Genomic DNA, 22691 nt, shown 5'->3' on the forward strand with positions numbered 1-22691 from the left:
CGGCGGCGCCCACTGATCGCGTACCCGTCCAAACTGATCGTGTACTCGTCCAACCCCTCGTGCGCACGGGGTGTGCGTGGTACACACAGGCGGGTCATGTTTCCTGTCCGCCAGCAGGAGGTTGCCCCCATGTCAGACACCGAGCTGTCCGCGACCAGACGCCAAGTACTCGCCCGCACCGGAGCATTGGGGGCGTCCATCGCCTTCACCGGTGCCCTGTCGGAGCTCTTCGCGGGCACCGCGACCGCGGCCACCCAGGGCCGCACGGGCTACGGCCCTCTCCTGCCCGACCCGGACGGCCTGCTCGACCTGCCGAAAGGATTCCGCTACCAGGTGCTCTCCCGCGAGGGCGAGGACCTGCGCTCGGGCGAGGGCAAGGTCCCGGGCAACCACGACGGGATGGCCGCGTTCCGGGGCCGGCGCGGCGGAGTTCACCTCGTCCGCAACCACGAGAACCGCGCCTCCGCGAAGCTCGGCGTGCCCACCGTCAAGGGCCTGACGTACGACCCTGCGGCGAAGGGCGGCTGTACGGCGCTCGCGCTGGACCGGCGCGGCCGGGTGGTCGACGAGCGCGTCGCGATCGCCGGCACGGCCGTCAACTGCGCGGGCGGCCCGACTCCTTGGGGCACCTGGCTGACCTGCGAGGAGGCCGAGGACAAGGCCGGCACGAACGGCTACACGAAGGACCACGGCTTCGTCTTCGAGGTCGACCCGGTGGATCCGCGGCGCTCGGGAGCCGTGCCGCTGACCGCCATGGGCCGCTTCCAGCACGAGGCGGTCGCCGTCGACCCGTGGCGCGGCGTGATCTACGAGACCGAGGACGCCTTCCAGAAACCCTTCGGCCTGTTCTACCGCTTCCTGCCGAACAAGCCGGAGGGCGGCCGGAGTTCACTGCGCGCGGGCGGCAGGCTCCAGGCGATGCGGGTGCCCGGCGTGCCGGACCTGTCCGCCATACAGGAGCCCGGCACCACCTTCGAAGGCGTCGAGTGGGCCGACGTACCCGACCCGCTCGCCGCCCAGACCCCCATCCGCCACCAGGACTTCGGCCCGAAGGGCAGCACACACGCCCAGAAGCTGGAGGGCTGCTACTGGGGCGGCCGCTGCGTGTACTTCGTCTCCAGCTACGCGCGCAGCGCGGAGGGCTCGGCCGCCGACCACTACGGCCAGGTCTGGCGCTACGACCCCGCACGCCGCCGCCTCACCCTCGTGATCGTGTTCGGCCCCGACACCGACATCCAGCTCCCCGGCGAGTCCCCGGACAACATCTGCCTCGCACCGAGCGGCGGCCTGATGGTGTGCGAGGACGGCGGCGGCACGCAGCACGTGTACGGCGTGACGCGCGGCGGCGAGGTGTACGCGATGGCGCGCAACGCCCAAAATACGGGCACCCCGACCGAGCCCGAGTGGGGCGAGTTCGCGGGCGTCACCTTCTCCCCCGACCACGACACGATGTACGTGAACTGCTACACGCCGGGGACGACGTTCGCCGTGACGGGGCCCTGGCACAGATAGCGCCGGCGCGCCGCCGCCCGCCCCGGCCCGGTGGACTCAGCCGGCCGGGGCGAGCCGCCACAGGGAGGTGAGCTCGGCGGCGCGGGCGGTGTGCAGGGGGTCGGTGGTGTCGCTCGCGCGGGGGTGGCGGGGCTTGGCGTCGAGGCGGTCGACCACGCGCAGCCCGGCCGCCTCGATGGCGGCGGCGAGTTCGTCCCGGGTCCGCAGGCCGAGGTGTTCGGCGAGGTCGGAGAGGATCAGCCAGCCCTCGCCGCCCGGTTCCAGGTGGTCGGCGAGCCCGTCGAGGAAGGCGCGCAGCATCGCGCCCCCCGGGTCGTACACGCCCTGTTCGACGGCGGAGGTGGGCCGGGCCGGGAGCCACGGCGGATTGCACACTACGAGTGCGGCCCGGCCGGGTGGGTAGAGGTCGCCGCTGTCGGTGACCTCGACCCGGTCCCCGATCCCCAGCCGCTCGACGTTGTCCCGCGCGCACGCGAGCGCGCGGGGGCTGCTGTCGGTGGCGACGATCCGGTCGAGGCCCCGGTGGGCGAGGACGGCGGCGAGGACGCCGGTGCCGGTGCCGAGGTCGAAGGCGGTGACCGGGGCGCGGTGGGCGGCGGCGGGCAGCGGGGCGGCGGCGACGAGGTCGACGTACTCGCCCCTGATCGGGGAGAACACGCCGTAGTGCGGGTGGATGCGGCCGTCGATCGCCGGGATCGGCACGCCCTTCCTGCGCCACTCGTGGGCGCCGATCACGCCGAGGAGTTCGCGCAGCGACACGACGGTACGTCGCCGGGGCGGGCCGTAGGCCTCCGTGCAGGCCGTCCGGACGTCGGGGGCGCGGCGCAGCGCGAGGCCGTGGTCGTCCTCGAGCACGACGAGCAGCATCCCGAGCACGCGGGCGCGGTGGCCGCGGGCCTGCCGGTGCCGGTGGAAGGTGTCGGCCGGGGTGGCGCCCGGCTTCGGCGCGAGCCGGTCCAGGCGACGGCCCAGGGCGCGCAGCAGCTGGCGGGCGCCCTGGTAGTCCCCGCGCCAGAGCAGCGCGGTGCCCTCGCAGACCAGGCGGTAGGCGACGTCGGCCTTCATCCGGTCGTCGGCGACGGTGACGCGGCGAGGGGCGGGGAGTCCGCTTTCGGAGTGCCAGTGGGCGGTGAAGGTGAGGGTGCTGTCGCCGCTTTCGCCGCCGTCACCGTCCGGCCCGGGCTTCGTCCGGACGGCCTCGGTCCAGGTGATGTCAGGGGTGCCGGGCTCAGGGACGTAGGGCTCGGGGGTGTCGGGCTCAGGGGTGTCGGACATCGACGGGTCGTCAACTCCTCGTGGTCGCGGGTGCGTGGGGCCCGGGGCCACGGAGCGACCGGGAATCGCCCCAGGACGATTCCACAGCCGCTGCCCCCTGGCAAACCCGGACTTCCCGCCCTTCTGGCGCGCGCACCAAGGGCGCGTATCGGGTCCCGGCCGTACGCCGCGTCAGAGCACGGCGAGCCGGTCCACCAGCAGCTCCGTCCTCCGCTCGGTGTCCTCCGGCGGGAGCCGTCCCGCTCGGGTCAGGGTGGCCAGTCCGTGCAGGGACGCCCAGAACGTCTCGGTGAACAGCTCCGGGTGCACGCCGTCCCCGGCGACCTCGCTGAGGCACTCCAGCAGCGCGGCGAAGGCGTCCTTCAACGGCTCGGGGGTGTCCTCCTGCGCGTACGCCAGGCCGCCGTCGAGCTGGAACAGGGCGTCGTAGACCGCCGGATGGCGTTCGGCGAAGGCGAGGTAGGCACGGGCGAGGGCAGCGACCCGGGCGCGGGGGCCGTCGGCGGCGGCGGTCGCGGCCCGCATCGCCACGGCCATCTCCGAAGCGCCCTGCAGGGCGACGGCGCCGATGATCTCGCGCTTGCCGCGGAAGTGGCTGTAGAGGACGGGCTGGCTGTATTCGATGCGCTCGGCGAGCCGACGGGTGGTGACCGCGTCCCAGCCCTGCTGGTCGGCGAGTTCGCGGGCCGTCGCCACGATGAGGCGCTCGCGGACCGCCCGTTCGCGCTCCTTGCGTTCCTGTACCGACATGATTCGATCCTAGCACCGCTAGACATTCGAGCGGCAGTAGCACTAGCGTTGCCTCATCTTCTAGCAGCGCTAGATCCCAGGAGGGGTCATCATGCTCAATGCTCTCGAGGTCGTCACCATCGTGGTCGTCGGCGTGATGGTGGGGGTGGAGTTCTCCGTCCCCTTCTTCAGCAACCCGATCCTCAACGCGCTCCCCGGCGACAACGGCCTGCGCGCCCGCACCCACGGGGCCCGAGTAGGCGGCGCCGTGATGCCGTTCTGGTACTTCGGCTCGCTCGCCCTTGTCGCCATCTGGGCCGTCGCCGGATGGGACCACGACGGCACCGGCCTCGTCGTCACCGCCGGCGCGCTGCTGATCCTCAGCGTGATCATGTCGCTCCTGCTGCTCGTCCCGATCAACAACCGGGTCAAGACGTGGACCGTCGACAACCGGCCGGCCGACTGGAAGGAGCAGCTGCAGCGGTGGGACCGCTGGCACTACGCCCGCGTCGCCGTCATCATCGCCGCCTTCGCCTGCCTGGCGGCCGCCCTCGCCTGAACAGGTGTCAGCCCGTCGAGGGGGTCCCCCCTGCTCCCGAGGGGGCCCCTGCCCCTTAAGAGCTTGGGGGAGATTGAGGACGAGGCCGAAGGCCGATCGGCGGGGGCTGCTGCCCCACCCGCACGGAACACGCACCCGGCAGGGTCAACCTCCGCTCCGCCTGCCCCACCGGCCCGATTTGTACGGTTATCGTCACGGAGTGATCACTCGCGCCCGCATCCGGACCGCCCTCGCCACCCTGGCCACCGCCACCCTCCCTCTCACGGCCTGCTCCGCACCCGAGACCCCCCGCCCCCCGGCGGCCCCGGCCACACCCCCGGCCAAGAAGCAGACCCCGCCCACCCTGGCCCCGGGCCCTCAGGGCCGGACCCCGGTCTTCAAGAACGCCCCCCGCACCCGAACCCACGCGGCCGCCCCCACCGTGGCCCTCACCTTCGACGCCGACATGACGGCGGACCAGGGCCCCCGCGCCGCCGCGGGCGAACGCTTCGACAACCCCGCCCTGGTCGACACCCTGCGCCGCCTCAAGGTCCCGTCGACGTTCTTCATGACGGGCCGCTGGGCGGAGGAGTACCCGGCCCAGGCCAGGGCGATCGGCGGCGACCCCCTCTTCGAGGTGGCCAACCACTCGTACAGCCACTACGCCTTCACCGGGGACTGCTACGGCCTGCCCACCGTCCCCGCGCACGCCATGCGCACGGACGTGGAACGCGCCTTCGCGGCCTTCCGCAAGGCGGGCGTCGAGCGCCCACTGCCGTACTTCCGCTTCCCGGGCGGCTGTTATGACGAGCGGGCGCTGCGCGCGCTCGCCCCGGTCGGCGTGACGGCCGTGCAGTGGGACGTGGTGGGCGGCGACGCGTTCGCGACGGACCCGGATGCGGTGGCGCGGCAGGTGCTCCACGGGGTGCGGCCTGGTTCGGTGGTCGTGCTGCACTGCACCCGCAGCGCGGCCCCGGCGACGGAGCGGGCCGTACGGACGATCGTCCCGAAGCTGCGCGAGCGCGGGTTCCGCTTCGTGCGGGTCTCGGAGCAGATCGCCGCCGCCCGCACGCCCCGGCCCGCGCGCCCGGCAGACCCCAGCGGCACCCCCGACCGGCCCTAGGGCGTGTCCGATGGGTCCTGTCGGCGTCGCGGCGCCTGGCACGCACGTCTGCCGCGTTGTCGTCGGTTGCCGACGCTCCGCGTCGACGCCCTCCTCCGCCTTGCAGCCGCACGCACCAGACACCGCTCGGCCCCACGAACAGGCACCCCGAACATGGCCGACCGGACCCATCGGACACGCCCTAGCAGCCCGCGGCCGCCCGGAACCAGGGCACTGAGCGCTCCGCTGGATGTGTCACACCATGCCGTCGCGAGCCCGCGGGTGCGTCGTGGCTGGTCGCGCCCGCGCGGCGGAGCCGCATGTGTCAGGGCCCCGCGCCCCTTCAGGGGCGCCACCGAACCGCAGCCGACTTCACCGGGACCGCTTAGGGCCTGCCCGACGCCCCGGCCAGGCGCAGCCGTCCCTCACCCGCGCCGCGAGCAGACCCCGCACGACACCGCCACCGCGAGCACCGCGGCGGCAACCGCCCCGGCCACCGCGCCCAGCGGCACCGGAACCACGCCGTCCCGCGAGCCGTCGATCAGCTCGGTCAGGGCCGCGCGGGCCGGGGAGCCGGCCGTCACCAGCGCGAGCACCGCGGCGAGCAGGAGCGCCGGTACGGCCCGTCCGGGCGAGCGCAGCAGCGGCCACGTGGTCAGGGCACCGACGGCCGTCCCGAGCAGGGTGCTGACGAGCATCGCGAGGACTCCGGCGCCCGCCGCGGGGGCCCGCGCCACGGCAGTCTGGTGATCCGTACTGGCGGCGTCGCTGATGCCCGCCACGACCGCGACGGCGGCCAGGCCGAGCAGGGTCGCGGCCAGGAAGGCCGTGAGGAGGCAGGCGAGGTGCGCCCGGCGCGGCCTCGCCGCCGCGGCGGTGCAACTGCGCGCCGCGGGCGGCTCGTTGGTGACGCAGATGCGTACCAGCCAGGCGGATACGGGCAGCAGCGCGGCGGCCGCGTACGCGAGCGAGTCGAGCACGGGCTGCCCGGACTGCACGCCGACGGCGAGGAACGCCGCGTACAGGACGGCCGGTGCGAGCCAGCGCTGGGAGCGCAGCAGCAGGGCGGACTGATAGCGCAACAGAGCGGTCACCGGCGTACGTCCTCGTTCTCGGCCTCGTTCGCGGACGCGGCCCCAGCCCGGGGCGCGGCAGGCCCCTCGTGCCTGGCGACCGGCAAGCCCCCGGGGCGCACCGCGACCACATGCCACGGCGGGCTCGCCGTGAGCAACTCGCGCAGGACCAGATCGGAATGAACCTCGGCGACGACGAGCCGGACCGTGCCGTCCAGGCCCTGCACGCCCGTCGCACCGGCCACCTCGTCCGCCCCGCCCGCACCGGGCCGGACGGTCCCTCCGGCCCGGACCACCGTCTCCGGCAGCACAGGCGGCGCGGCCCCACGCGCTCCCCGTACGTCGATGACGACGACGGGCCCACCCCCACCCACCGCGGCCGCAGAACTCCCCGCACCAGCAGCCGAGCCCTCCGAACTCCCTTCCCCCTCCACCCGGTTGACCGAGGAACCCGCGATCGCGTACGTCGCGTCGGCGTGCCCCGCGAGGCGGCGGAGGTCGTGGTCGACGAACACGACGGCCGCGCCGGCCGCCGTGCGTTCGGCGACGGCGCGGTCGAGGATGTCGCGGGCCGCCGCGTCCAGGCCGGTCCAGGCCTCGTCGAGGACGAGCAACTCGGGGTCGGCGAGGAGGGCCTGGGCGACGGCGACCTTCTGGCTGCTCCCCTTGGAGAGCTCCGGCATCGGCGTACCGGCATGGCCTTCCGCGCCGAACCGCGCGAGCCATTCCTCGGCGCGCCGGGCCGCCGCGCCGCCGGTCAGGCCGTGCACGCGGCCCATGTGCGTGAGGTAGCCGACGGCGGTGAACGGCAGGGCGGCGGGGAAGCGTTCGGGGACGTAGGCGGTGCGGGGGCGGCCGGTGACGCGGCCCTCGGAGGGGGCGTCGATGCGGGCGAGCAGCCGCAGAAGCGTCGACTTGCCGGTGCCGTTGGGGCCCACGACCCGTACCAGGGTGCCGGCCCGCACGTCGAGCCGGACCCCGCGCAGCACCCACGGCCCACGCATCCCGTACCGCCGCCCGGCCCCGTCGAGCCGCACCACGTACTCACTGTCCCCGCGCATGCGCCTCATCCTCGCGCACCGCACGCACGCGACCGGCCCGGGGTCTGGATCACCGCCCTGGCAGACTGGACGGGTGACCAGCAACGACCCCCGGCCGGAGGCCTCCGCGGACGACCGCGCGAACAGCCCCTTCCGCCCCGACCCCACCGCACGCGACGAGGCCCCGCAGTTCGTCCTCCCCCTCGTGGCCCGGATCGAGCGCGCCGCGCCCCCGGCCCGTACGGACGCGCTGGAGACGGCAGCCCGCGCGGTCCTGGCGATCCTCAGTGACGAGCGGGCGCTCGGGGACGGAGAATGGGCGCAGGCGATGCGGGACTGGCAGGACGCCCGTATCCGCAAGGTGGTGCGCAGGGCGCGCGGCGCGGAGTGGCGTCGCGCGGAGGCGCTGCCGGGCATCACGGTGACGGGCAAGGCGGCCGAGGTCCGCGTCTACCCACCCGTCCCACTGGACGGCTGGCCCAAGGACCTGGCCCGCCTCCAGGTCTCGGGCACGGACCTGGACGACCCGGAGCCCCCGCAGGACCCGGACCCGTCCGCGCCGGTCCTCTGGCTGAACCCCGGCATCACCATGTCGGCGGGCAAGGCGATGGCCCAGGCGGGCCACGGGGCCCAGCTCGCCTGGTGGGACCTGTCGGCCCCGGACCGCAAGGCCTGGCGCGACGCCGGCTTCCCCCTGTCCGTCCGTACCGCCCCCGCGTCCCGCTGGCCCGAACTGACCACCAGCGGCCTGCCGTTGGTCAGGGACGCGGGCTTCACGGAGATCGCCCCCGGTCTTACGGTCGCGGTCGAGGGCCACGGGCGCGTCGGCGCCTTGTAGGACCACGCCGTTCGGAGCCACTCGGAAGAGAGTTGGCTGCCGGGTCGCTCCAGGTCAGGAGCTGACGGGATACTCCCGGTCAGGCGTCGTCGGCCTCATGCCTGCGTACGCGCTCGGCCAGCGGCAGCGGCGTCTCGTCCAGACCGTCGACCGCCCCGCTCGCCATGCGTGCGCATGTCCCGCGGCAGGCGAGCAGTGGCCTGTCGTCGCGGTGGGAGACCACCACTGCCTCCGGGGCCGGCGCGGTCCGGAAGTCGGTGCCGCAGATGAGGCACTCCAATCCGGAGAGCATCTCGGCGGTCGGTTCGGTGCGGCCGCGGCGGCGGCCGGAGATCGAGTCCTGTGAATACATGGCCCTGCCGTTCCCCGAGGGCGGCGCCGACACGGACGACGGCATGCGAGGTGCGCTCGGTGTGCCGCAACCGTACTCCCTTCCGGACCCCTGCAGCCGACCCTTCCGGCCCCCTGTCGCCGCCCCGCGCGGATCCTGCCGCCGCCCCGCGCGGAACCTGCGTCGCTCCGTGCGGATGTCGCCCGCATCTTCCCCGAGCGGTCGGGAACGTTCTCGGCGTCCGGGACGTTGTAGAGAGTGGTTGTAGTTGAAGTTTGCGAACGTGGAAGCGCCCGTGGAGTTCTGACAGCGGGTGCTTTGCCGTTTTTCGGGGGTCTTCTTCGGCGGCTGGCGGCCGGCAGCCCGGGGCCGCGCGAGTGCGCGTTCTCCGATCTATTCGCCATCTCGAAGGAGACATCACATGACTCAAGGAACCGTGAAGTGGTTCAACCCGGAGAAGGGTTTTGGCTTCATCGCCCCTGACGGGGGCGGCGCCGACGTCTTCGTCCACCACTCGGCGATCGACGCGGGCGGCTTCCGCTCCCTGGAGGAGAACCAGCGGGTGGAATTCACCGCCAGCCAGGGCCCCAAGGGTATGCAGGCCGACCAGGTCAGCGCGCTCTGAGGACCACCGCTCCGAGGCAGGCCCGCGCCGTGGGTCTGCTTCGCGCTGCCTCCGAACGGGTCGGCGCTTCCGGCGCCCGCCCGCACGCCGGAGGCGGCGCCCGTGCACGCCGAGAGGAACACTGTGACCACTGACGTCAGCTATCGCGGCGCCGGTCCCGCGGACCACGCCGAAATGACCAAACCCCCGCCCGCCGCCCGGGGCAGCGAGTACGCCGCGCTGTCCCGTGAAGTGAGGCAGCGCGGACTGCTGAAGCGGCGGCCGGTCTACTACTCCGTCAAGGTCGGGACGAACCTGCTCCTGCTGGCCGCCGGATGGACCGCCTTCGCCCTGATCGGGCAGTCGTGGTGGAACCTGCTGACCGCCGCCTTCCTCGCGGTGATGTTCACCCAGACCGGCTTCATCGGGCACGACGCCGGACACCACCAGATCGCGGCCTCCAAGCGCGTCAACAATCTGCTCGGCCGCGTGCACGCCGACCTGCTGATCGGCCTCAGCTACGGCTGGTGGATCTCCAAGCACAACCGGCACCACTCGCACCCCAACCAAGTCGACCGCGACCCCGACATCGCCGACGGCGCGATCGCCTTCACCGAGGACCACGCCCGCGTCCGCCGCGGACCGCATGCCTGGCTGGCCCGCCACCAGGCCTGGCTGTTCTTCCCGATGCTGCTCCTGGAAGGACTCGCCCTGCACGTCGCGGGCGTACGGGCGCTGCTCGAGCGCACCGGAACCACGGCCTCGCGGGCGGCCAGGCCGGCCGAGGTGGCCCTGCTCACGGCGCATCTCGGCGGCTATCTCGCCGCCCTGTTCCTGGTCCTGACCCCCCTCCAGGCCGTGTGCTTCCTCGCTGTGCACCAGGGTCTCTTCGGGCTGTACATGGGGTGCTCGTTCGCCCCCAACCACAAGGGCATGCCCATCTTCGCCAAGGACGACAAGATCGACTTCCTGCGTCGGCAGGTCCTGACGTCGCGCAACATCCGCGGCAACCGGTTCACCGACTTCGCGCTCGGCGGGCTCAACTACCAGATCGAACACCACCTGTTCCCCTCCATGCCGCGGCCCAGCCTGCGCCATTCCCAGGAACTGGTGCGCGCGTTCTGCGCCCGGCACGGCATCGCCTACCACGAGACCGGGCTCTTCAACTCCTACGCCCAGGTCCTGCGGCACCTGCACGCCGTCGGCGGCCCGCTGCGCCTGCGCCCTGAGCTGGAGTACTAGACCGTCCCGGGCGTGGAGTTCTGACCGTCACGGGGTGCGCGCCGGGAGGCCCGGCGTCACGACCGCAGCGCCCCCTCCATCGGCCACACCCGCAACGTCGCGTCCAGCCTGTCGTACGCCTCGTCGAACCACTCGTCCGTGAGCAGGACGGTCGCCGTCACCGTCGTCAGGGACATGGTGTGGTCCGCGACCGTGACGTGGGCGTGCTCGCCGTCCGGGTCCAGCTCGACGGACAGCTCCGGGACTCGGCGGCCCTCGCGCCAGGTGGTGTCGTCACCGCCGTCCAGGGTGTCGAGGGTCTCGCGCCACTCGGTCAGGTCCTCCGGGGACACCGACGTGGCGAGGGATCCCCGGACGAAGGCGGTGTCGACGAGGATCTCGCCGACCAGTTCGTCGGCGCCGGAACGCCCCGGCGCGGGGCGCTTTCCGGTGATCCTGACGATCACGCTGTTGTCCTCGCCCTCCAGGCGGATCAGGTCGATCGGCTCCTCGGACGCCATGGCCCCTCCAATTCCCCGTGTGCACCACCCCGGTCCGGGCTCCCCCGCGCACCGTCACGCTCCTCACGCCCCCGTGCGCGCGGCCCGTCCCCGCGGTGCCGCTTGCGTTCGTGTCCTTCGGACCCTAGTAGAGACCACTGACAGTGCCGAGGCCCCGACCATCCCGACTGCCCCGGGCGCCCCGCCCGCACCCCTCCCCGCCACGTGACCCCGGTCACAGAACCTTCACGCCGCTGAACATCACCCCCACCCCTCCCGTACCTTCCCGTACCACCAAGTGGCTCGGCCCACGGCCGGGTTGCGGCTCGGGAGGCACTTTGCAGCGCATCAGGCACATGGGGCGTATCAACGGCACGGCCCTGATCATCGCGGCACTTGTCGTCACCGTCGGCGCCCTCGCCTTCCCGGTGTGGTCCTACGCCGACCGCTCCGGCACGGGCGAGGCGAACCTCAACGCCGGGAGCGTGGCCACGCGTTGGGGGCCGCTGTCCGCCACCGACCGGGACTTCCTCGTGAAGGTGCGGCTCGCCGGGCTGTGGGAGATACCCGCGGGGCAGCAGGCCGTGGAGCGCGCGCCGAGCAAGGCCATCAAGGACGCGGGCGACCATCTCATCGTCGGCCACACCGACCTCGACCAGCGGGTGCGCGGCGTCGCAGCGCAGCTCGGCGTCGAGCTGCCGAACCAGCCGAACGACCAGCAGCAGGGCTGGCTGCGGGAGTTGACGGAGGCGAGCGGCGAGACGTACCAGCGCAAGTTCGCGAATCTGCTGCGCGTCTCGCACGGCAAGGTCTTCGCCCTCATCGCCCAGGTGCGGGACACCACCCGCAACTCGCTCGTGCGGCAACTGGCGTCCGACGCCAACCAGACCGTCCTGGACCACATCACCATGCTCGAAGGCACCGGATTCGTCGACTTCGACGCCATCGCGAACGACTCCGCCGGGAACGCGACCGCCAGCCCGACCGGCCCCCCGCCGCCCGACGGCGACGCGCCCCCGCAGCCGGACCCCGCCGGACCCACGGGCGACGTCTCGGGCACCTCACGGCCCTCCCCCGGCCCGCCCGGCACCGTCAACACGGACCGTCCCGAACCTCAAATGTAGCTCTGAACCCGCTGATCAGGGGGTTCGTCCCGGCCTCGCGCGGTCATGACTCCCCGTACGTGCAACGACAGGGAGGGCCGGCGACAAGGACGTCACACACGGCCAGGACGGCACCGACGGCAAGCAGGGGGACGGGACATGACCGCACGGGGGACCACCGCACAAGGGACTACGGCACGGGAGACTGAAGCGCGTACTGAAGCGCGTACGGAGCCGCGGGGGACGGCGGCACAGCTCGGCACGGGGATCGGCTGGCGGCCGGAGATCGCGGACGCCGTGGAGCGCATGCCCGGCATCGACTGGGTCGAGGCCGTCGCGGAGAACGTCTGCCCGGGACACCTCCCTGACTCGCTGACGCGGCTGCGCGAGCGCGGCGTGACGGTGGTGCCGCACGGCGTCTCGCTGGGGCTCGGCGGCGCCGAACGCCCGGACGGGGCCCGGCTGACCGCGCTGGCCGAGCGGGCCGAGGCGCTCGGCTCGCCGCTCGTCACCGAGCACATCGCCTTCGTACGGGCGGGCGGCGCGCTCACCGCATCGCAGCTCCTTGAAGCCGGGCACCTCCTTCCGGTGCCGCGCACCCGCGACGCGCTCGCCGTGCTGTGCGAGAACATCCGCATCGCGCAGGACGCGCTGCCGGTGCCGCTGGCCGTCGAGAACATCGCCGCGCTCATCTCCTGGCCCGGCGAGGAGCTGACGGAGGGGCAGTTCCTGTACGAGCTGGTGGAGCGGACCGGCGTACGACTGCTCATCGACGTCGCCAACCTGCACACCAACCACGTCAACCGGGGCGAGGACCCGGCCCGCGCGCTGGACGAACTGCCGGTCGAGGCCATCGCGTACGTCCACGTGGCGGGCGGCTTCGAGCGGGACGGCGTCTGGCACGACAGCCACGCCCACCCCGTGCCGCGCCCCGTCCTGGACATCCTCGCCGACCTCTCCGCCCGCACCCGGCCGCCGGGCGTGCTCCTGGAGCGGGACGAGAACTTCCCCGAAGAGAGCGCGCTGGAGCGGGAGTTGGACGCGATCAGGGAGACGGTGGCGTCGGCCTCGCCCAGGGCCTCCGCACCCAGGGCCTCCGAGGCGGCCTCCGAGGCCCCCGCCACCCCCGAGGCCCGCCAGCGCGTCGCCCTCTCCCAGGCCGCCCTCCTCTCCGCCCTCGTCGCCGGGACCCCCGCGCCCGAGGGCTTCGACGGGGCGCGGCTGCGGGTGCAGAGCCGGGCGCTGGCCGCCAAGCGGGCGGACGTCGTCGCGAAGGTCGCCCCGGAGCTCCCGGAGGTCCTCGGCGACGGCTACCGCCCCGCGTTCCTCGACTACGCCCGCTCCCGCCCCATGACGGCCGGCTACCGCCGGGACGCGCTGGACTTCGTCGAGCACCTGCTGCTCGCCGGGCGGCCCGAGGACCCCGAGGCGCGCGGCGGGCTGACGGCCTGGTGGCTGGAGCGCTCGGGCCCGGCGCCGCTCGACGGCAGGCCCCTCACGCGCTGGCTGCGGGCGCGGACGGCACGCCTCGCGCTGCGCCGCGCGCGGCGGCGGACACCCGACCACGCGGGTGTGGACGCCGACCCCGCCCCGGCGACGTAAGCGGCCCCGTCGGTTCCGTACAGACGTTGACGTACTCGGCCCGGTAAGCCCGCGTCCCTGTCGTGCCGCGCACTAGCGTGCGGTGGCGCGACAGGAGGCGCGATGCGATCCCGAATCATCAGTGGCAGCGGTCTCGTCGTGACGGGGCTCCTCGCCACCCTGGCCGCGCTGATCTACCCGGTCTGGTCGTACGAGGACCGCTCCGGCACCGGCCTCGACGCGCTCACCGCGCAGAGCGTGTCGACCCGGTTCGGGCCGCTGTCCGCGCTCGACCGCGACTTCATCACCAAGGTGCGCCTCGCGGGCCTGTGGGAGCTGCCGGCGGGCCAGCAGGCCGGGGAGCGCGGCACCACGCGGGCCGTGCACACGGCGGGCAAGCACCTGGTCGAGGGGCACACCTTCCTCGACGCGCGGGTGCGCGAGGTCGCCGCCGCGCTGCGCCTGGAACTGCCCAGCCAGCCGAACGCCCAGCAGCGCCGCTGGCTGGACGAGCTGAGCGCGGCGCGCGGCACCGCGTACGACGCGAGGTTCGCGAACATCCTGCGGCGCGCCCACGGCAAGGTCTTCCCGCTCGTCGCCGAGGTCCGCGCCACCACCCGCAACTCCCTCGTCCGCGCCCTCGCCGATGACGCGAACACCACGGTCCTCGACCACATCCAGGTCCTGGAGGCCACCGGCTTGGTCGACTTCGACGGCATGGCCCGCGACGCCGCCACTCCCCCGCCCCCGGCCCGCTCCCCCGCCCCTCCCGGCCCGCAGGACTCCCCGCCGACGGCACCCCCGGTGTTCCCGGTATCTCCCACGCCCACGTTCTCCCTGCCCCCGGCCGTCTCCCGGCCCCCGTCCACATCGTGAAATCCCTGTGGCGCGGTCACACCGCCTTCACATAGAAAACCGGCATGTTCTGGGTACCGCTGCTGCTGCTCGCCTGTGCTCTCGCCGTGCTGTCCTGCGGGCGGCTGTGCCTGGCCGCGATGCACGCCGCGGCCAGTGAGGCGAGGGGACAACACCAGGCACGGCAACTCACGCTCTACGAGGCGGCGTTCCTGTCCGGCGGGCCGGGGCGGGTCGCGGACGTGGCGCTGCTGTCGATGGCGCGGGGACGGCGGCTGCTGCTCGCGCACACCGGGTGGGCGACCGTGGTGGACCCGGTGGCCGGGGACGACATGGAGCGTTCGGTGCTCGGCGCGATCGGGCCCGCGGGGCAGTCGCGGATAGCGCCGGTGCGCCGGGCCGCGGCGGCCGGGGACTGTGTGCGGGCGCTGGCGGACCGCCTGGTGGCGGCGGGGCTCGCCGTGCCGGACGGGGCGTGGTCGGGGATCGCGGGCGCGGCCCGGCAGGTGCGGGCGGCCGCGGTCGCGGTGGTGGCGCTGGGGGTGTGCGCGACGCTGCTTCCGGGGCAGGGAAGCAGGGGCGGCGAGGGGCAGTTGCCGGTCGCGGTGTGGTTCGCGCTGCCGTTCTTCCTCACGGTGAGCTGTCTGGCCATCGCCCGGTTCGAGGTGCCGACCACGCGCTGGGCCTCCCCGGCGGGCCAGCGGCTGCTCGGCGCGCTGCCCTCCCGCGACGACCTCACCTCGGTGGCCGTACGCGGACTCCGCGCCCTCGACGACCCGGCCCTGCGCGCCGCGCTCTCGCACCGGGACCCGAACCTCGACGGCTACCGCGAGTCGCACCAACGGGGTCACTGAGCCGCACCACGGCCTCCGTGAGCGCCAAGGGGGTCATTGATCCGACACCGGCGGGCCGGTCCTTTACTTTGCCGATCTTCGAACTGAGTATCCCTTTCATTGCGATTTGTGTGATTTACGCACCTCGCTGGACCCGCTTGGCCTGAGCCGTGCGCACGCGAAAGGGACCCAGAACAGCGATGAGACCCAGAGCCTCAGCAGCCGCCGCCCGGTACGGAGCCGCCGGAACCGTCGGATCCCTCGTCCTTTCCGCCCTCGCCGTCGCGCCCGCGGGCGCCGCCGCCCCCACCCCCGAAGCCCTCGGCACCGCCCTCGCCGCCCAGCGCGCCCAGACCACCGGCATCCGCTTCGCCCCCTGCCCCGAGACGGAGAGCCTGCCGCCGTCCGTGAAGTGCGGCACGGTCACCGTCCCCCTCGACTACGCCCACCCCGACGGCAAACAGATCCGGCTGACCGTCAGCCGCGTCGCGGCCACGCGCGAGGCGGGCGGCAAGAAGGTGGCGCGGCAGGGGGCGCTCGTCTTCAACCCGGGCGGGCCGGGGGCGTCCGGGATGTACTTCCCGATGGTCGGCCCGATGCCGGAGTGGCGGCGCGTCGCGGCGGCGTACGACCTCGTCGGCTACGCCCCGCGCGGTGTCGGCCGCTCCGCGCCGCTCACCTGCCAGGACCCGAAGCAGTTCACCAAGGCCCCCACGCACTCCCCGACGCTGCCCGACGCCTCGTACAAGGCGGAGCGCGTCGCGCAGGCGCAGGCGTACGCGCGCGGCTGCGCCCGGCACGCGGGTCCGGACCTGCGCCACTACACCACCCTCAACAACGCCCGCGACCTGGACGTGCTGCGCGCCGCCCTCGGCGAGCGCAAGCTGACGTTCATGGGCGCCTCGTACGGCACGTACTTCGGCGCCGTCTACGCGACGCTGTTCCCCTCGCACGTACGCCGCATGGTCTTCGACTCAGCGGTCAATCCGGCGCCGGACGGGGTCTGGTACGCCAACAACCTCGACCAGTCCTTCGCGTTCGAGCGGCGCTGGGCGGACTTCCGCGGCTGGGTCGCCAAGCACCACAAGACGTACGGCCTGGGCGCGACACCCGGGGAGGTCTCGCGTGCGTACGACAGGATCCGCGCGGAGCTCACGCACCGGCCCGCGGGCGGCAAGGTCGGCACGGCGCAGCTGCAGTCGGCGATCCTGAAGGCGACGTACTACGACGACTACTGGCCGATGCGGGCGACGGCCCTGTCGCAGTTCCTGAAGGGCAACCCGAAGCCGCTGGTGGAGCAGGCCGCGCCGCAGCCGGAGGCGGCCGCCGAGGAGGAGAACGGCAACGCCGTCTACACCGCCGTCCAGTGCAACGACGCCCCCTGGCCCACGGACTTCCGCACCTGGGACCGGGACAACTCCCGGCTCGCGCGCGTCGCGCCGTTCGAGACCTGGGACAACGCCTGGATGAACCTGCCGTGCGCGTACTGGACCGCGCCGCGGCAGCGGCCCGTCGACGTGCGCACCGCCCGGGGCGCCCTGCCGCCGACCCTGATCCTGGCCGCCGAGCGGGACGCGGCGACGCCGTACGAGGGCGCCCTGGAGCTGCACGGCAGGCTCGCCGGGTCGGTCCTGGTGACGGAGAAGGCCGCGGGCACGCACGGCATCGGCGGCGGCCCGAACGCCTGCGTCAACGGCCACCTGGACGCTTATCTCCTGGAGGGCAGGCTCCCGGTGCGCCGCGCGGAGTGCGCGCCGCACCGGGAGCCGGAACCGCTGTCGGTGCGGCGCGCGACCGCCGTGCCGCACGTGCGCTAGCGCGCTACAGCGCGCTGAGCCGCTCCAGCGGGAACGGCGGCTGCGCCAGCGGGCGCACGGCGAGCCGGGTCAACGGCAGGGCGTTGTCGTCGCCCGCGGTGCGATTGGCATGAAGGACGCCGCAGTGGGTGCAGCGGTGGACGAGGACCCACTCGCCGTCTCCGCGTACGGATATGGCGAGGGGTTCCATCCGGGCGCCGCAGTCCGCCGCCCGGTCGCCGGGGGTGTCGTCGAGGTGACGGCTCCACAGGCAGTTCGGGCAGTGGTTGCGGTGGTCGGTGCCGGGTGCGGTCATCGATACGTCGAGGCCGCACTGGAGGCAGCGGAAGGACTGAGCGCGGGCTTCAGTCCGCGCCCGCCGAGAGGTGTTGCGTGACATGGGAGAGAGAACTCCTGAGGGATGCGGAATGGGGTGAGCTCGAGAGATTCCGCAGGGCCCTGGGCATACAACACCGGCTTTCCGTCTGGGGGTTCGAACGAAGGACGCGACCTCTGACTTCAGAGGTTCGACCTCTCGATGAAACCCCCGCGGGGCGGGCGCGGCAACCGAATTACGGCTCAGGCCAGGCCGGCCACCAGGTCCGCGACGGACTTGCGGCGGCCGGTGTAGAACGGCACCTCCTCGCGGACGTGCATGCGGGCCTCGGAGGCGCGCAGGTGCCGCATCAGGTCGACGATGCGGTACAGCTCGTCCGCCTCGAAGGCGAGCAGCCATTCGTAGTCGCCGAGGGAGAACGAGGCGACCGTGTTGGCGCGCACGTCGGGGTAGCCGCGGGCCATCTTGCCGTGGTCGGCGAGCATGCGGCGGCGGTCCTCGTCGGGCAGCAGGTACCAGTCGTAGGAACGCACGAAGGGGTAGACGCTCACGTAGTTGCGGGGCGTCTCGTCGGCGAGGAACGCCGGGATGTGCGCCTTGTTGAACTCGGCGGGGCGGTGCAGCGCCATGTTCGACCAGACCGGCTCCAGGGCGCGGCCGAGCTTCGTGCGGCGGAAGAGGTTGTACGCCTCCTGCAGCTCGTCGGCGGTCTCGGCGTGCCACCAGATCATGATGTCGGCGTCGGCGCGCAGGCCGGACACGTCGTAGGTGCCGCGGACGGTGATGTCCCGGGCGGCGAGCTTGTCGAACAGCTCCTGGACCTCTTCCGCGTACCCGGTGCGGTCCTCGGGCAGGACGTCGCGCAGCTTGAAGACGGACCACAGCGTGTAGCGGATGACCTCGTTGAGGTCCTTGGCCTTCTTGCCGGCGTTCGGGATCTTGGCGGGGGCGTCGTCACTCATGTCTTCATTCTCCCGCGCCGCCGTGGAGGCTCTGCACCGGGTGGGCGGTGAGCTCGCGAACCCCGGAAAGGTCGCCGGTGAGCTGGTCGACGGCCGCGTACGCACTCGCGATGCAGGCTGGGATGCCCACTCCGTCGTACGCCGCCCCGCACACCGCGAGACCCGCCACCCGCCCCACGTGCTCGCGGACGCGGGCCACGCGCGCGTGGTGCCCGACGGGGTACTGGGGCAGGCCGCCGTCCCAGCGGGTGACGGCCGAGGCGACGGAGGCGGCGTCCAGGCCGGTGGCCGCGCGCAGGTCCCGCCGCGAGATGTCGACCAGCTCGCCGTCCGGGCGGCCCAGGTCCTTCTCGTCGCCGTACCGACCCACGGAGGTGCGCAGCACGAACAGCTCCGGGTCCTGCTCCGCGATCCACCCCCACTTCTGGCTCGCGAACGTGGACGCCTTGATGGTGCGCCCGTCCACGGGCGGCACGAGAAACCCACTGCCGTCGGGCAGCGCCCCCACGTCGGCCCGGCGATAGGCCAGAGTGATCAGCGCCATCGAGGCATACTCGACGCCCCGCAGCTCGGCCGCGGCACCAGGGGCTTCCCCTGCGAGGAGCCGGGCCGCGGGAGCGGCGGGCAGAGCGACTACGACGGCATCGGCGTCGAAGACCTGCCGGCCGGCAACAACGCGCCAACGGGAACCCCGCGCCAGCGGCGCGGCCGCTCCCGCGGCCCGTGCCGCTGCAGCCGGTGCCGCTGCGTCTCCCGCTGTGGGCAATCGTCCCGCAGGGCGGGACGGGTGGGCACAGCCCCTGTCCGACGGGACCGTGAAATCGGCGTCAGGACGGTACCGCCGCAGTTCGGTAACAGGCGTCCCCGTAAGGATGGTCCCGCCCCGGGCACGTACCGACTCGGCCACCGCCAACGGCAGTTGGCCGACCCCGCCCTCGATGCCCATGAAGACGGGCCCGGCGGCCACATTCTGCGAGGCCCGCGCCTGCAGCGCCCGCACCCCCTCCGTGAGGGAACCGTAAGACCGGGCGACCTCGAAGAGCTGCGGCACCGCGGATCGCATGGAGATCCGATAGGCGTCCCCCGCGTACACCCCGCCGAGCAACGGCTCCACCATGCGGTCGACCACCTCACGCCCGAGCCGCCGCGCGACGAACTCCCCGACCGCGACGTCCTCGCCCACCTCGGTGGGCGGCAGCTCCCGGTCCCGCTCGACGCGGCGCAGCCCCTCCTCGGAGAGGACCCCGGCGAGGGCGGAAGCGTCACCGGGCACACCCATGACGTGCCCCTTGGGCATGGGCCGCAACGCACCCCGCGTCCAGATCGCGGCACTCGCGGTGGCGGGCGGCTGCAACCGGCCGGCGAGGCCCACCTCACGGGCGAGGGCGACGGCCTCCGGCCGGCGGGCGAGCATCGACTCGGCACCGAGGTCGACGCGCAGCCCCGCGATCTCACCGGCACGCAGCTTCCCCCCGAGCCGGTCGGAGGCCTCCAGGACGGTGACGCGCGCTCCGGCGCCGAGCAGTCGGTGCGCGGCGGCGAGCCCCGCGATGCCGCCGCCGATGACGACGACGTGCCCGAGGCCCGCGCCGCCCGTGCCCGCGTCCGCGTCCGCGTCAGTGCTGGTGTCCGTACCCGTACGTGTGTCCGCTGCGCGCATATCCCCACTGTCTCAGACCCGCCCCGACGCCCCGCGCGCCCTCCGGACGAGTCCCCTCCGTGACCGTGCCGGGACCGCATCGGGACCACCGGCACCGAACATCCGGCCCGGTCCCGGCGTCGTAGGAGCACACTCACCACGACTCTCGGGGGTACGCCGATGCACGCGTCCAGCAGCACGTCAGGGCCAGGCGGTACGGGCGCACGGCACGGGCGCGCCCGGCAGCGCGCGCCGCTCACCGCGCTCGCCGCCCTGCTGCTCACCGCAGCGCTCGCGCTCGCCGGATGCGGCGCGGGCGGCGACGACGGCGACAGCGGTGCCGGTGACGGCAAGAAAGCGGCAGCCGGTCCTGAGGCCGGGAGCGACAGCGCCGAACTCGACGAGGGCGGCGGGCGGGCCGACAAGGCCGCGGGCGGCGCCCAGGCCGACAGCAGGACCCCCGAGAAGGGCAAGTCCCGCAAGCCGGGCGGGCCGGTGCGCCCCACGGACACCCACATCATCCGCACCGCGTGGCTGACGGTGCGCGTCAAGGACGTACCGAAGGCCCTGGAGCGGGCGCGCACGACGGCCGAGGGCGCGGGCGGCCTGGTCGGCGACGAGTCCACCGACCGCGACCGGCGCGGCCACGACCGCTCCCGCGTCGTGCTGCGCGTCCCGCAGGACCGCTACGGGCAGGTGCTGTCCGACCTGGCGGGCACGGGCCGGCTCATCAGCCGCACCGCCAAGGCCGAGGACGTCACCGAGCAGGTCGTGGACGTCGAGAGCCGGATCAAGACGCAGCGGGCGAGCGTGGCGCGGGTGCGGGCGCTGATGGACAGGGCCACGAAGATCGGCGACATCGTGTCCCTGGAGGGCGAGTTGAGCAGCCGTCAGGCGGACCTGGAGTCGCTGCTCGCCCAGCAGTCCTCGCTCAAGGACCGGACGACGATGGCCACCATCACGCTCACGCTCACCGAGTCGCCGCCGGCCGCGGCGGGCGAAGGCGGTGACGACGACCCGGCGTTCGCGGACGCGCTGTCCGGCGGCTGGGACGCGTTCGTGACGGCGCTGCGGTGGGTGACGGTCGCGCTCGCGGCGGTCCTGCCGTTCGCGGCGGTCGCGGCGCTGCTGGTGCTTGCGTGGCTGCGGGTGGTGCGGCCGCGGATGGCCCGGCGGGCGGTGGCGGTGCCCGCGGCCGGGGCGGCCGCCGTCACTCCGGGCGACCCGAAGGAGCCGGACGGCTCGTGAGCCGGGCGGCGGCAGGACCGGGTCCCGGTGCCGTGCCGGGGGCGGCACCGGGACCCCGAACTGCCCCCGCCCCGTAGCGTGTCCGCATGAGTGAACGACTGGTGGTCATCGGAGGGGACGCGGCCGGCATGTCGGCCGCGTCACAGGCGCGCAGGCTGAAGAAGCCCGGGGAACTGGAGATCGTCGCCTTCGAGCGCGGCCACTTCACCTCCTTCTCGGCGTGCGGCATCCCGTACTGGGTGGGCGGCGACGTCGAGGAGCGGGACGACCTGATCGCGCGGTCTCCCGAGGAGCACCGGGAACGCGCCATCGATGTGCGGATGCGTACGGAAGTCGTCGAGATCGACCCGCGCGAGCGGCGGGTGCGCTCGCGGGACCTCGCCTCGGGCACCGAGGAGTGGACCGCGTACGACAAGCTCGTGATCGCCACCGGCGCCCGGCCGCTGCGCCCGGACCTGCCGGGCATCGACGCGCCGGGCGTGCACGGCGTGCAGACCCTGGACGACGGCCAGGCGCTGCTCGACACGCTCACGCGGACGAAGGGCCGCCGCGCCGTCGTCATCGGCGCGGGCTACATCGGCGTCGAGATGGCCGAGGCACTGCTCCACCGCGGCTACGAGGTCACGGTCGTCAACCGCGGCCAGGAGCCCATGTCCACGCTCGACCCGGACATGGGCCGCCTCGTGCACGAGGCGATGACGGGCATGGGCATCGCGATGGTGAACAACGCCGAGGTCACCAAGATCCTCACCGGCGACGACGGACGGGCCCGCGCCGTGGCCACCGACGACCGCGAGTTCCCGGCCGACGTGGTGATCCTGGGGATCGGCGTACGCCCCGAGACGGGCCTCGCCCGCGCCGCGGGGCTGCCGCTCGGGAGGCACGGCGGGCTGCTCACCGACCTCGGGATGCGGGTGCGCGGGCCGGTCGCGGACGGGGCGATCTGGGCGGGCGGCGACTGCGTGGAGGTCCTCGACCTGGTCTCCGGCCGCGAGCGGCACATCGCGCTCGGCACGCACGCCAACAAGCACGGGCAGGTCATCGGCTCGAACGTGGGCGGCGGGTACGCGACGTTCCCCGGTGTCGTCGGCACCGCGGTGAGCAAGGTCTGCGACCTGGAGATCGCGCGTACGGGCCTGCGCGAGAAGGACGCGCGGGAGGCGGGCCTGCAGTACGTGACGGTGACCATCGAGTCCACGAGCCGCGCCGGGTACTACCCCGGGGCCGCCCTGATGACGGTGAAGATGCTCGCCGAGCGCCGCACGGGCCGCCTGCTCGGCACCCAGATCGTGGGCCGCGAGGGCGCGGGCAAGCGGGTCGACGTCGCGGCCGTCGCGCTCACGGCACGCATGACGGTCGAGCAGATGACGGCCCTGGACCTCGGCTACGCCCCGCCGTTCTCCCCCGTCTGGGACCCGGTCCTGGTGGCGGCCCGCAAGGCGGTGACGGCGGTGCGGGCAGGCGGGGCCTGACCCCCATCGGTCCGGTCCACCGCCGAAAGCGGAACGAGCCCGGCACCCGCACTTTTCCGCCACTTCTCACGGAATCGGCACAGCCCCCACAGCGGGGACGCA

General features: G+C 73.6%; 22 protein-coding genes. 13 read left to right on the forward strand and 9 right to left on the reverse strand.

The genetic code is table 11. The features are described from left to right. The first annotated feature begins 129 nt into the window (after positions 1-129). Positions 130-1512, forward strand: a complete 1383-nt coding sequence (locus AC0KTA_RS08135) for an alkaline phosphatase PhoX (protein ID WP_481054442.1) — start codon at positions 130-132, stop codon at positions 1510-1512. A 36-nt stretch (positions 1513-1548) separates the two neighbouring features. Here the strand turns inward: AC0KTA_RS08135 and AC0KTA_RS08140 are convergent, their stop codons facing one another. Together AC0KTA_RS08140 and AC0KTA_RS08145 are read right to left on the reverse strand one after the other, a co-directional pair. Then, positions 1549-2787, reverse strand: coding sequence for a methyltransferase (locus AC0KTA_RS08140; RefSeq protein ID WP_481054443.1), 1239 nt, complete (start codon positions 2785-2787; stop codon positions 1549-1551). A gap of 171 nt (positions 2788-2958) precedes the next feature. After that, entirely contained in the window at positions 2959-3537 is a 579-nt protein-coding gene (locus AC0KTA_RS08145; protein WP_481054444.1) for a TetR/AcrR family transcriptional regulator, read from the reverse strand. Positions 3538-3628: 91 nt separating this feature from the next. Between AC0KTA_RS08145 and AC0KTA_RS08150 the strand changes: the two genes are divergently transcribed. Both AC0KTA_RS08150 and AC0KTA_RS08155 read left to right on the forward strand, forming a co-directional pair. After that, on the forward strand, positions 3629-4075 hold the full coding sequence (locus AC0KTA_RS08150) for an anthrone oxygenase family protein (protein WP_481054445.1): 447 nt from the start codon (positions 3629-3631) through the stop codon (positions 4073-4075). A gap of 199 nt (positions 4076-4274) precedes the next feature. Next, entirely contained in the window at positions 4275-5177 is a 903-nt protein-coding gene (locus tag AC0KTA_RS08155; protein WP_481054446.1) for a polysaccharide deacetylase family protein, read from the forward strand. Between the two features lie 404 nt (positions 5178-5581). Here AC0KTA_RS08155 and AC0KTA_RS08160 read toward each other — a convergent pair whose 3' ends face one another. Next, complete coding sequence (locus tag AC0KTA_RS08160) at positions 5582-6250, reverse strand: ABC transporter (protein ID WP_481054447.1); 669 nt, start codon at positions 6248-6250, stop codon at positions 5582-5584. Next, positions 6247-7290: an ATP-binding cassette domain-containing protein gene (locus AC0KTA_RS08165; protein WP_481054448.1), complete on the reverse strand. Its 1044-nt coding sequence runs from the start codon at positions 7288-7290 to the stop codon at positions 6247-6249. The genes AC0KTA_RS08160 and AC0KTA_RS08165 overlap by 4 nt, the downstream gene beginning before the upstream one ends. Positions 7291-7363: 73 nt before the next feature. On the opposite strand from AC0KTA_RS08165, the gene AC0KTA_RS08170 reads away from it, so the two are divergent. After that, positions 7364-8107: a peptidyl-tRNA hydrolase gene (locus AC0KTA_RS08170; protein WP_481054449.1), complete on the forward strand. Its 744-nt coding sequence runs from the start codon at positions 7364-7366 to the stop codon at positions 8105-8107. Positions 8108-8186: 79 nt separating this feature from the next. Here AC0KTA_RS08170 and AC0KTA_RS08175 read toward each other — a convergent pair whose 3' ends face one another. Continuing rightward, positions 8187-8459, reverse strand: a complete 273-nt coding sequence (locus AC0KTA_RS08175; RefSeq protein WP_481054450.1) for a hypothetical protein — start codon at positions 8457-8459, stop codon at positions 8187-8189. A 400-nt stretch (positions 8460-8859) separates the two neighbouring features. Between AC0KTA_RS08175 and AC0KTA_RS08180 the strand changes: the two genes are divergently transcribed. Both AC0KTA_RS08180 and AC0KTA_RS08185 read left to right on the forward strand, forming a co-directional pair. Continuing rightward, positions 8860-9063 (forward strand): cold-shock protein, encoded by a 204-nt coding sequence (locus tag AC0KTA_RS08180; protein ID WP_481054451.1) that lies wholly within the window; start codon positions 8860-8862, stop codon positions 9061-9063. A gap of 174 nt (positions 9064-9237) precedes the next feature. After that, on the forward strand, positions 9238-10284 hold the full coding sequence (locus tag AC0KTA_RS08185) for a fatty acid desaturase family protein (protein ID WP_481056351.1): 1047 nt from the start codon (positions 9238-9240) through the stop codon (positions 10282-10284). A 56-nt stretch (positions 10285-10340) separates the two neighbouring features. On the opposite strand, the gene AC0KTA_RS08190 is transcribed toward AC0KTA_RS08185, so the two are convergent. Next, positions 10341-10784 (reverse strand): DUF5959 family protein, encoded by a 444-nt coding sequence (locus AC0KTA_RS08190; protein WP_481054452.1) that lies wholly within the window; start codon positions 10782-10784, stop codon positions 10341-10343. A 335-nt stretch (positions 10785-11119) separates the two neighbouring features. Here AC0KTA_RS08190 and AC0KTA_RS08195 point away from each other — a divergent pair, with 335 nt between their 5' ends. The 5 genes from AC0KTA_RS08195 (at position 11120) to AC0KTA_RS08215 (ending at position 16952) form a co-directional block, all read left to right on the forward strand. Beyond that, positions 11120-11887, forward strand: coding sequence for a DUF4142 domain-containing protein (locus AC0KTA_RS08195; protein ID WP_481054453.1), 768 nt, complete (start codon positions 11120-11122; stop codon positions 11885-11887). Between the two features lie 285 nt (positions 11888-12172). Next, positions 12173-13468, forward strand: a complete 1296-nt coding sequence (locus tag AC0KTA_RS08200; RefSeq protein WP_481056352.1) for an MbnB/TglH/ChrH family RiPP precursor modification enzyme — start codon at positions 12173-12175, stop codon at positions 13466-13468. A 102-nt stretch (positions 13469-13570) separates the two neighbouring features. After that, a complete protein-coding gene (locus AC0KTA_RS08205; protein ID WP_481054454.1) occupies positions 13571-14323 on the forward strand; it encodes a DUF4142 domain-containing protein in 753 nt (250 codons plus the stop codon). 44 nt (positions 14324-14367) lie between these two features. Next, positions 14368-15156, forward strand: coding sequence for a TIGR04222 domain-containing membrane protein (locus tag AC0KTA_RS08210; protein ID WP_481054455.1), 789 nt, complete (start codon positions 14368-14370; stop codon positions 15154-15156). A gap of 179 nt (positions 15157-15335) precedes the next feature. Beyond that, complete coding sequence (locus AC0KTA_RS08215; RefSeq protein ID WP_481054456.1) at positions 15336-16952, forward strand: alpha/beta hydrolase; 1617 nt, start codon at positions 15336-15338, stop codon at positions 16950-16952. A gap of 4 nt (positions 16953-16956) precedes the next feature. Here the strand turns inward: AC0KTA_RS08215 and AC0KTA_RS08220 are convergent, their stop codons facing one another. The 3 genes from AC0KTA_RS08220 to hemG form a co-directional block, all read right to left on the reverse strand. Next, on the reverse strand, positions 16957-17331 hold the full coding sequence (locus tag AC0KTA_RS08220) for an RNHCP domain-containing protein (protein WP_481054457.1): 375 nt from the start codon (positions 17329-17331) through the stop codon (positions 16957-16959). 179 nt (positions 17332-17510) lie between these two features. Then, positions 17511-18230 carry a hydrogen peroxide-dependent heme synthase gene (gene hemQ, locus AC0KTA_RS08225; protein WP_481054458.1) on the reverse strand — a complete coding sequence of 240 codons (720 nt, stop codon included), beginning with the start codon at positions 18228-18230 and terminating at the stop codon, positions 17511-17513. A gap of 4 nt (positions 18231-18234) precedes the next feature. Further along, complete coding sequence (gene hemG, locus AC0KTA_RS08230) at positions 18235-19890, reverse strand: protoporphyrinogen oxidase (protein WP_481054459.1); 1656 nt, start codon at positions 19888-19890, stop codon at positions 18235-18237. A 159-nt stretch (positions 19891-20049) separates the two neighbouring features. Here hemG and AC0KTA_RS08235 point away from each other — a divergent pair, with 159 nt between their 5' ends. Together AC0KTA_RS08235 and AC0KTA_RS08240 are read left to right on the forward strand one after the other, a co-directional pair. After that, positions 20050-21117 carry a DUF4349 domain-containing protein gene (locus tag AC0KTA_RS08235; RefSeq protein WP_481054460.1) on the forward strand — a complete coding sequence of 356 codons (1068 nt, stop codon included), beginning with the start codon at positions 20050-20052 and terminating at the stop codon, positions 21115-21117. A gap of 86 nt (positions 21118-21203) precedes the next feature. Further along, positions 21204-22589 carry an FAD-dependent oxidoreductase gene (locus tag AC0KTA_RS08240; RefSeq protein WP_481054461.1) on the forward strand — a complete coding sequence of 462 codons (1386 nt, stop codon included), beginning with the start codon at positions 21204-21206 and terminating at the stop codon, positions 22587-22589. The last annotated feature ends 102 nt before the right edge of the window (positions 22590-22691 follow it).

Source organism: Streptomyces sp. Y309 (genome assembly GCF_056712025.1).

What these genes read in the sequence shown, in the direction of transcription:
- AC0KTA_RS08135 (WP_481054442.1), top strand. Translation starts at nt 130, where the DNA reads ATGTCAGACACCGAGCTGTCCGCGACCAGACGCCAAGTACTCGCCCGC.
- AC0KTA_RS08140 (WP_481054443.1), bottom strand. Translation starts at nt 2,787, where the DNA reads ATGTCCGACACCCCTGAGCCCGACACCCCCGAGCCCTACGTCCCTGAG.
- AC0KTA_RS08145 (WP_481054444.1), bottom strand. Translation starts at nt 3,537, where the DNA reads ATGTCGGTACAGGAACGCAAGGAGCGCGAACGGGCGGTCCGCGAGCGC.
- AC0KTA_RS08150 (WP_481054445.1), top strand. Translation starts at nt 3,629, where the DNA reads ATGCTCAATGCTCTCGAGGTCGTCACCATCGTGGTCGTCGGCGTGATG.
- AC0KTA_RS08165 (WP_481054448.1), bottom strand. Translation starts at nt 7,290, where the DNA reads ATGCGCGGGGACAGTGAGTACGTGGTGCGGCTCGACGGGGCCGGGCGG.
- AC0KTA_RS08175 (WP_481054450.1), bottom strand. Translation starts at nt 8,459, where the DNA reads ATGTATTCACAGGACTCGATCTCCGGCCGCCGCCGCGGCCGCACCGAA.
- AC0KTA_RS08180 (WP_481054451.1), top strand. Translation starts at nt 8,860, where the DNA reads ATGACTCAAGGAACCGTGAAGTGGTTCAACCCGGAGAAGGGTTTTGGC.
- AC0KTA_RS08185 (WP_481056351.1), top strand. Translation starts at nt 9,238, where the DNA reads ATGACCAAACCCCCGCCCGCCGCCCGGGGCAGCGAGTACGCCGCGCTG.
- AC0KTA_RS08190 (WP_481054452.1), bottom strand. Translation starts at nt 10,784, where the DNA reads ATGGCGTCCGAGGAGCCGATCGACCTGATCCGCCTGGAGGGCGAGGAC.
- AC0KTA_RS08195 (WP_481054453.1), top strand. Translation starts at nt 11,120, where the DNA reads ATGGGGCGTATCAACGGCACGGCCCTGATCATCGCGGCACTTGTCGTC.
- AC0KTA_RS08200 (WP_481056352.1), top strand. Translation starts at nt 12,173, where the DNA reads ATGCCCGGCATCGACTGGGTCGAGGCCGTCGCGGAGAACGTCTGCCCG.
- AC0KTA_RS08205 (WP_481054454.1), top strand. Translation starts at nt 13,571, where the DNA reads ATGCGATCCCGAATCATCAGTGGCAGCGGTCTCGTCGTGACGGGGCTC.
- AC0KTA_RS08210 (WP_481054455.1), top strand. Translation starts at nt 14,368, where the DNA reads ATGTTCTGGGTACCGCTGCTGCTGCTCGCCTGTGCTCTCGCCGTGCTG.
- AC0KTA_RS08215 (WP_481054456.1), top strand. Translation starts at nt 15,336, where the DNA reads ATGAGACCCAGAGCCTCAGCAGCCGCCGCCCGGTACGGAGCCGCCGGA.
- AC0KTA_RS08220 (WP_481054457.1), bottom strand. Translation starts at nt 17,331, where the DNA reads ATGTCACGCAACACCTCTCGGCGGGCGCGGACTGAAGCCCGCGCTCAG.
- hemQ (WP_481054458.1), bottom strand. Translation starts at nt 18,230, where the DNA reads ATGAGTGACGACGCCCCCGCCAAGATCCCGAACGCCGGCAAGAAGGCC.
- hemG (WP_481054459.1), bottom strand. Translation starts at nt 19,890, where the DNA reads ATGCGCGCAGCGGACACACGTACGGGTACGGACACCAGCACTGACGCG.
- AC0KTA_RS08235 (WP_481054460.1), top strand. Translation starts at nt 20,050, where the DNA reads ATGCACGCGTCCAGCAGCACGTCAGGGCCAGGCGGTACGGGCGCACGG.
- AC0KTA_RS08240 (WP_481054461.1), top strand. Translation starts at nt 21,204, where the DNA reads ATGAGTGAACGACTGGTGGTCATCGGAGGGGACGCGGCCGGCATGTCG.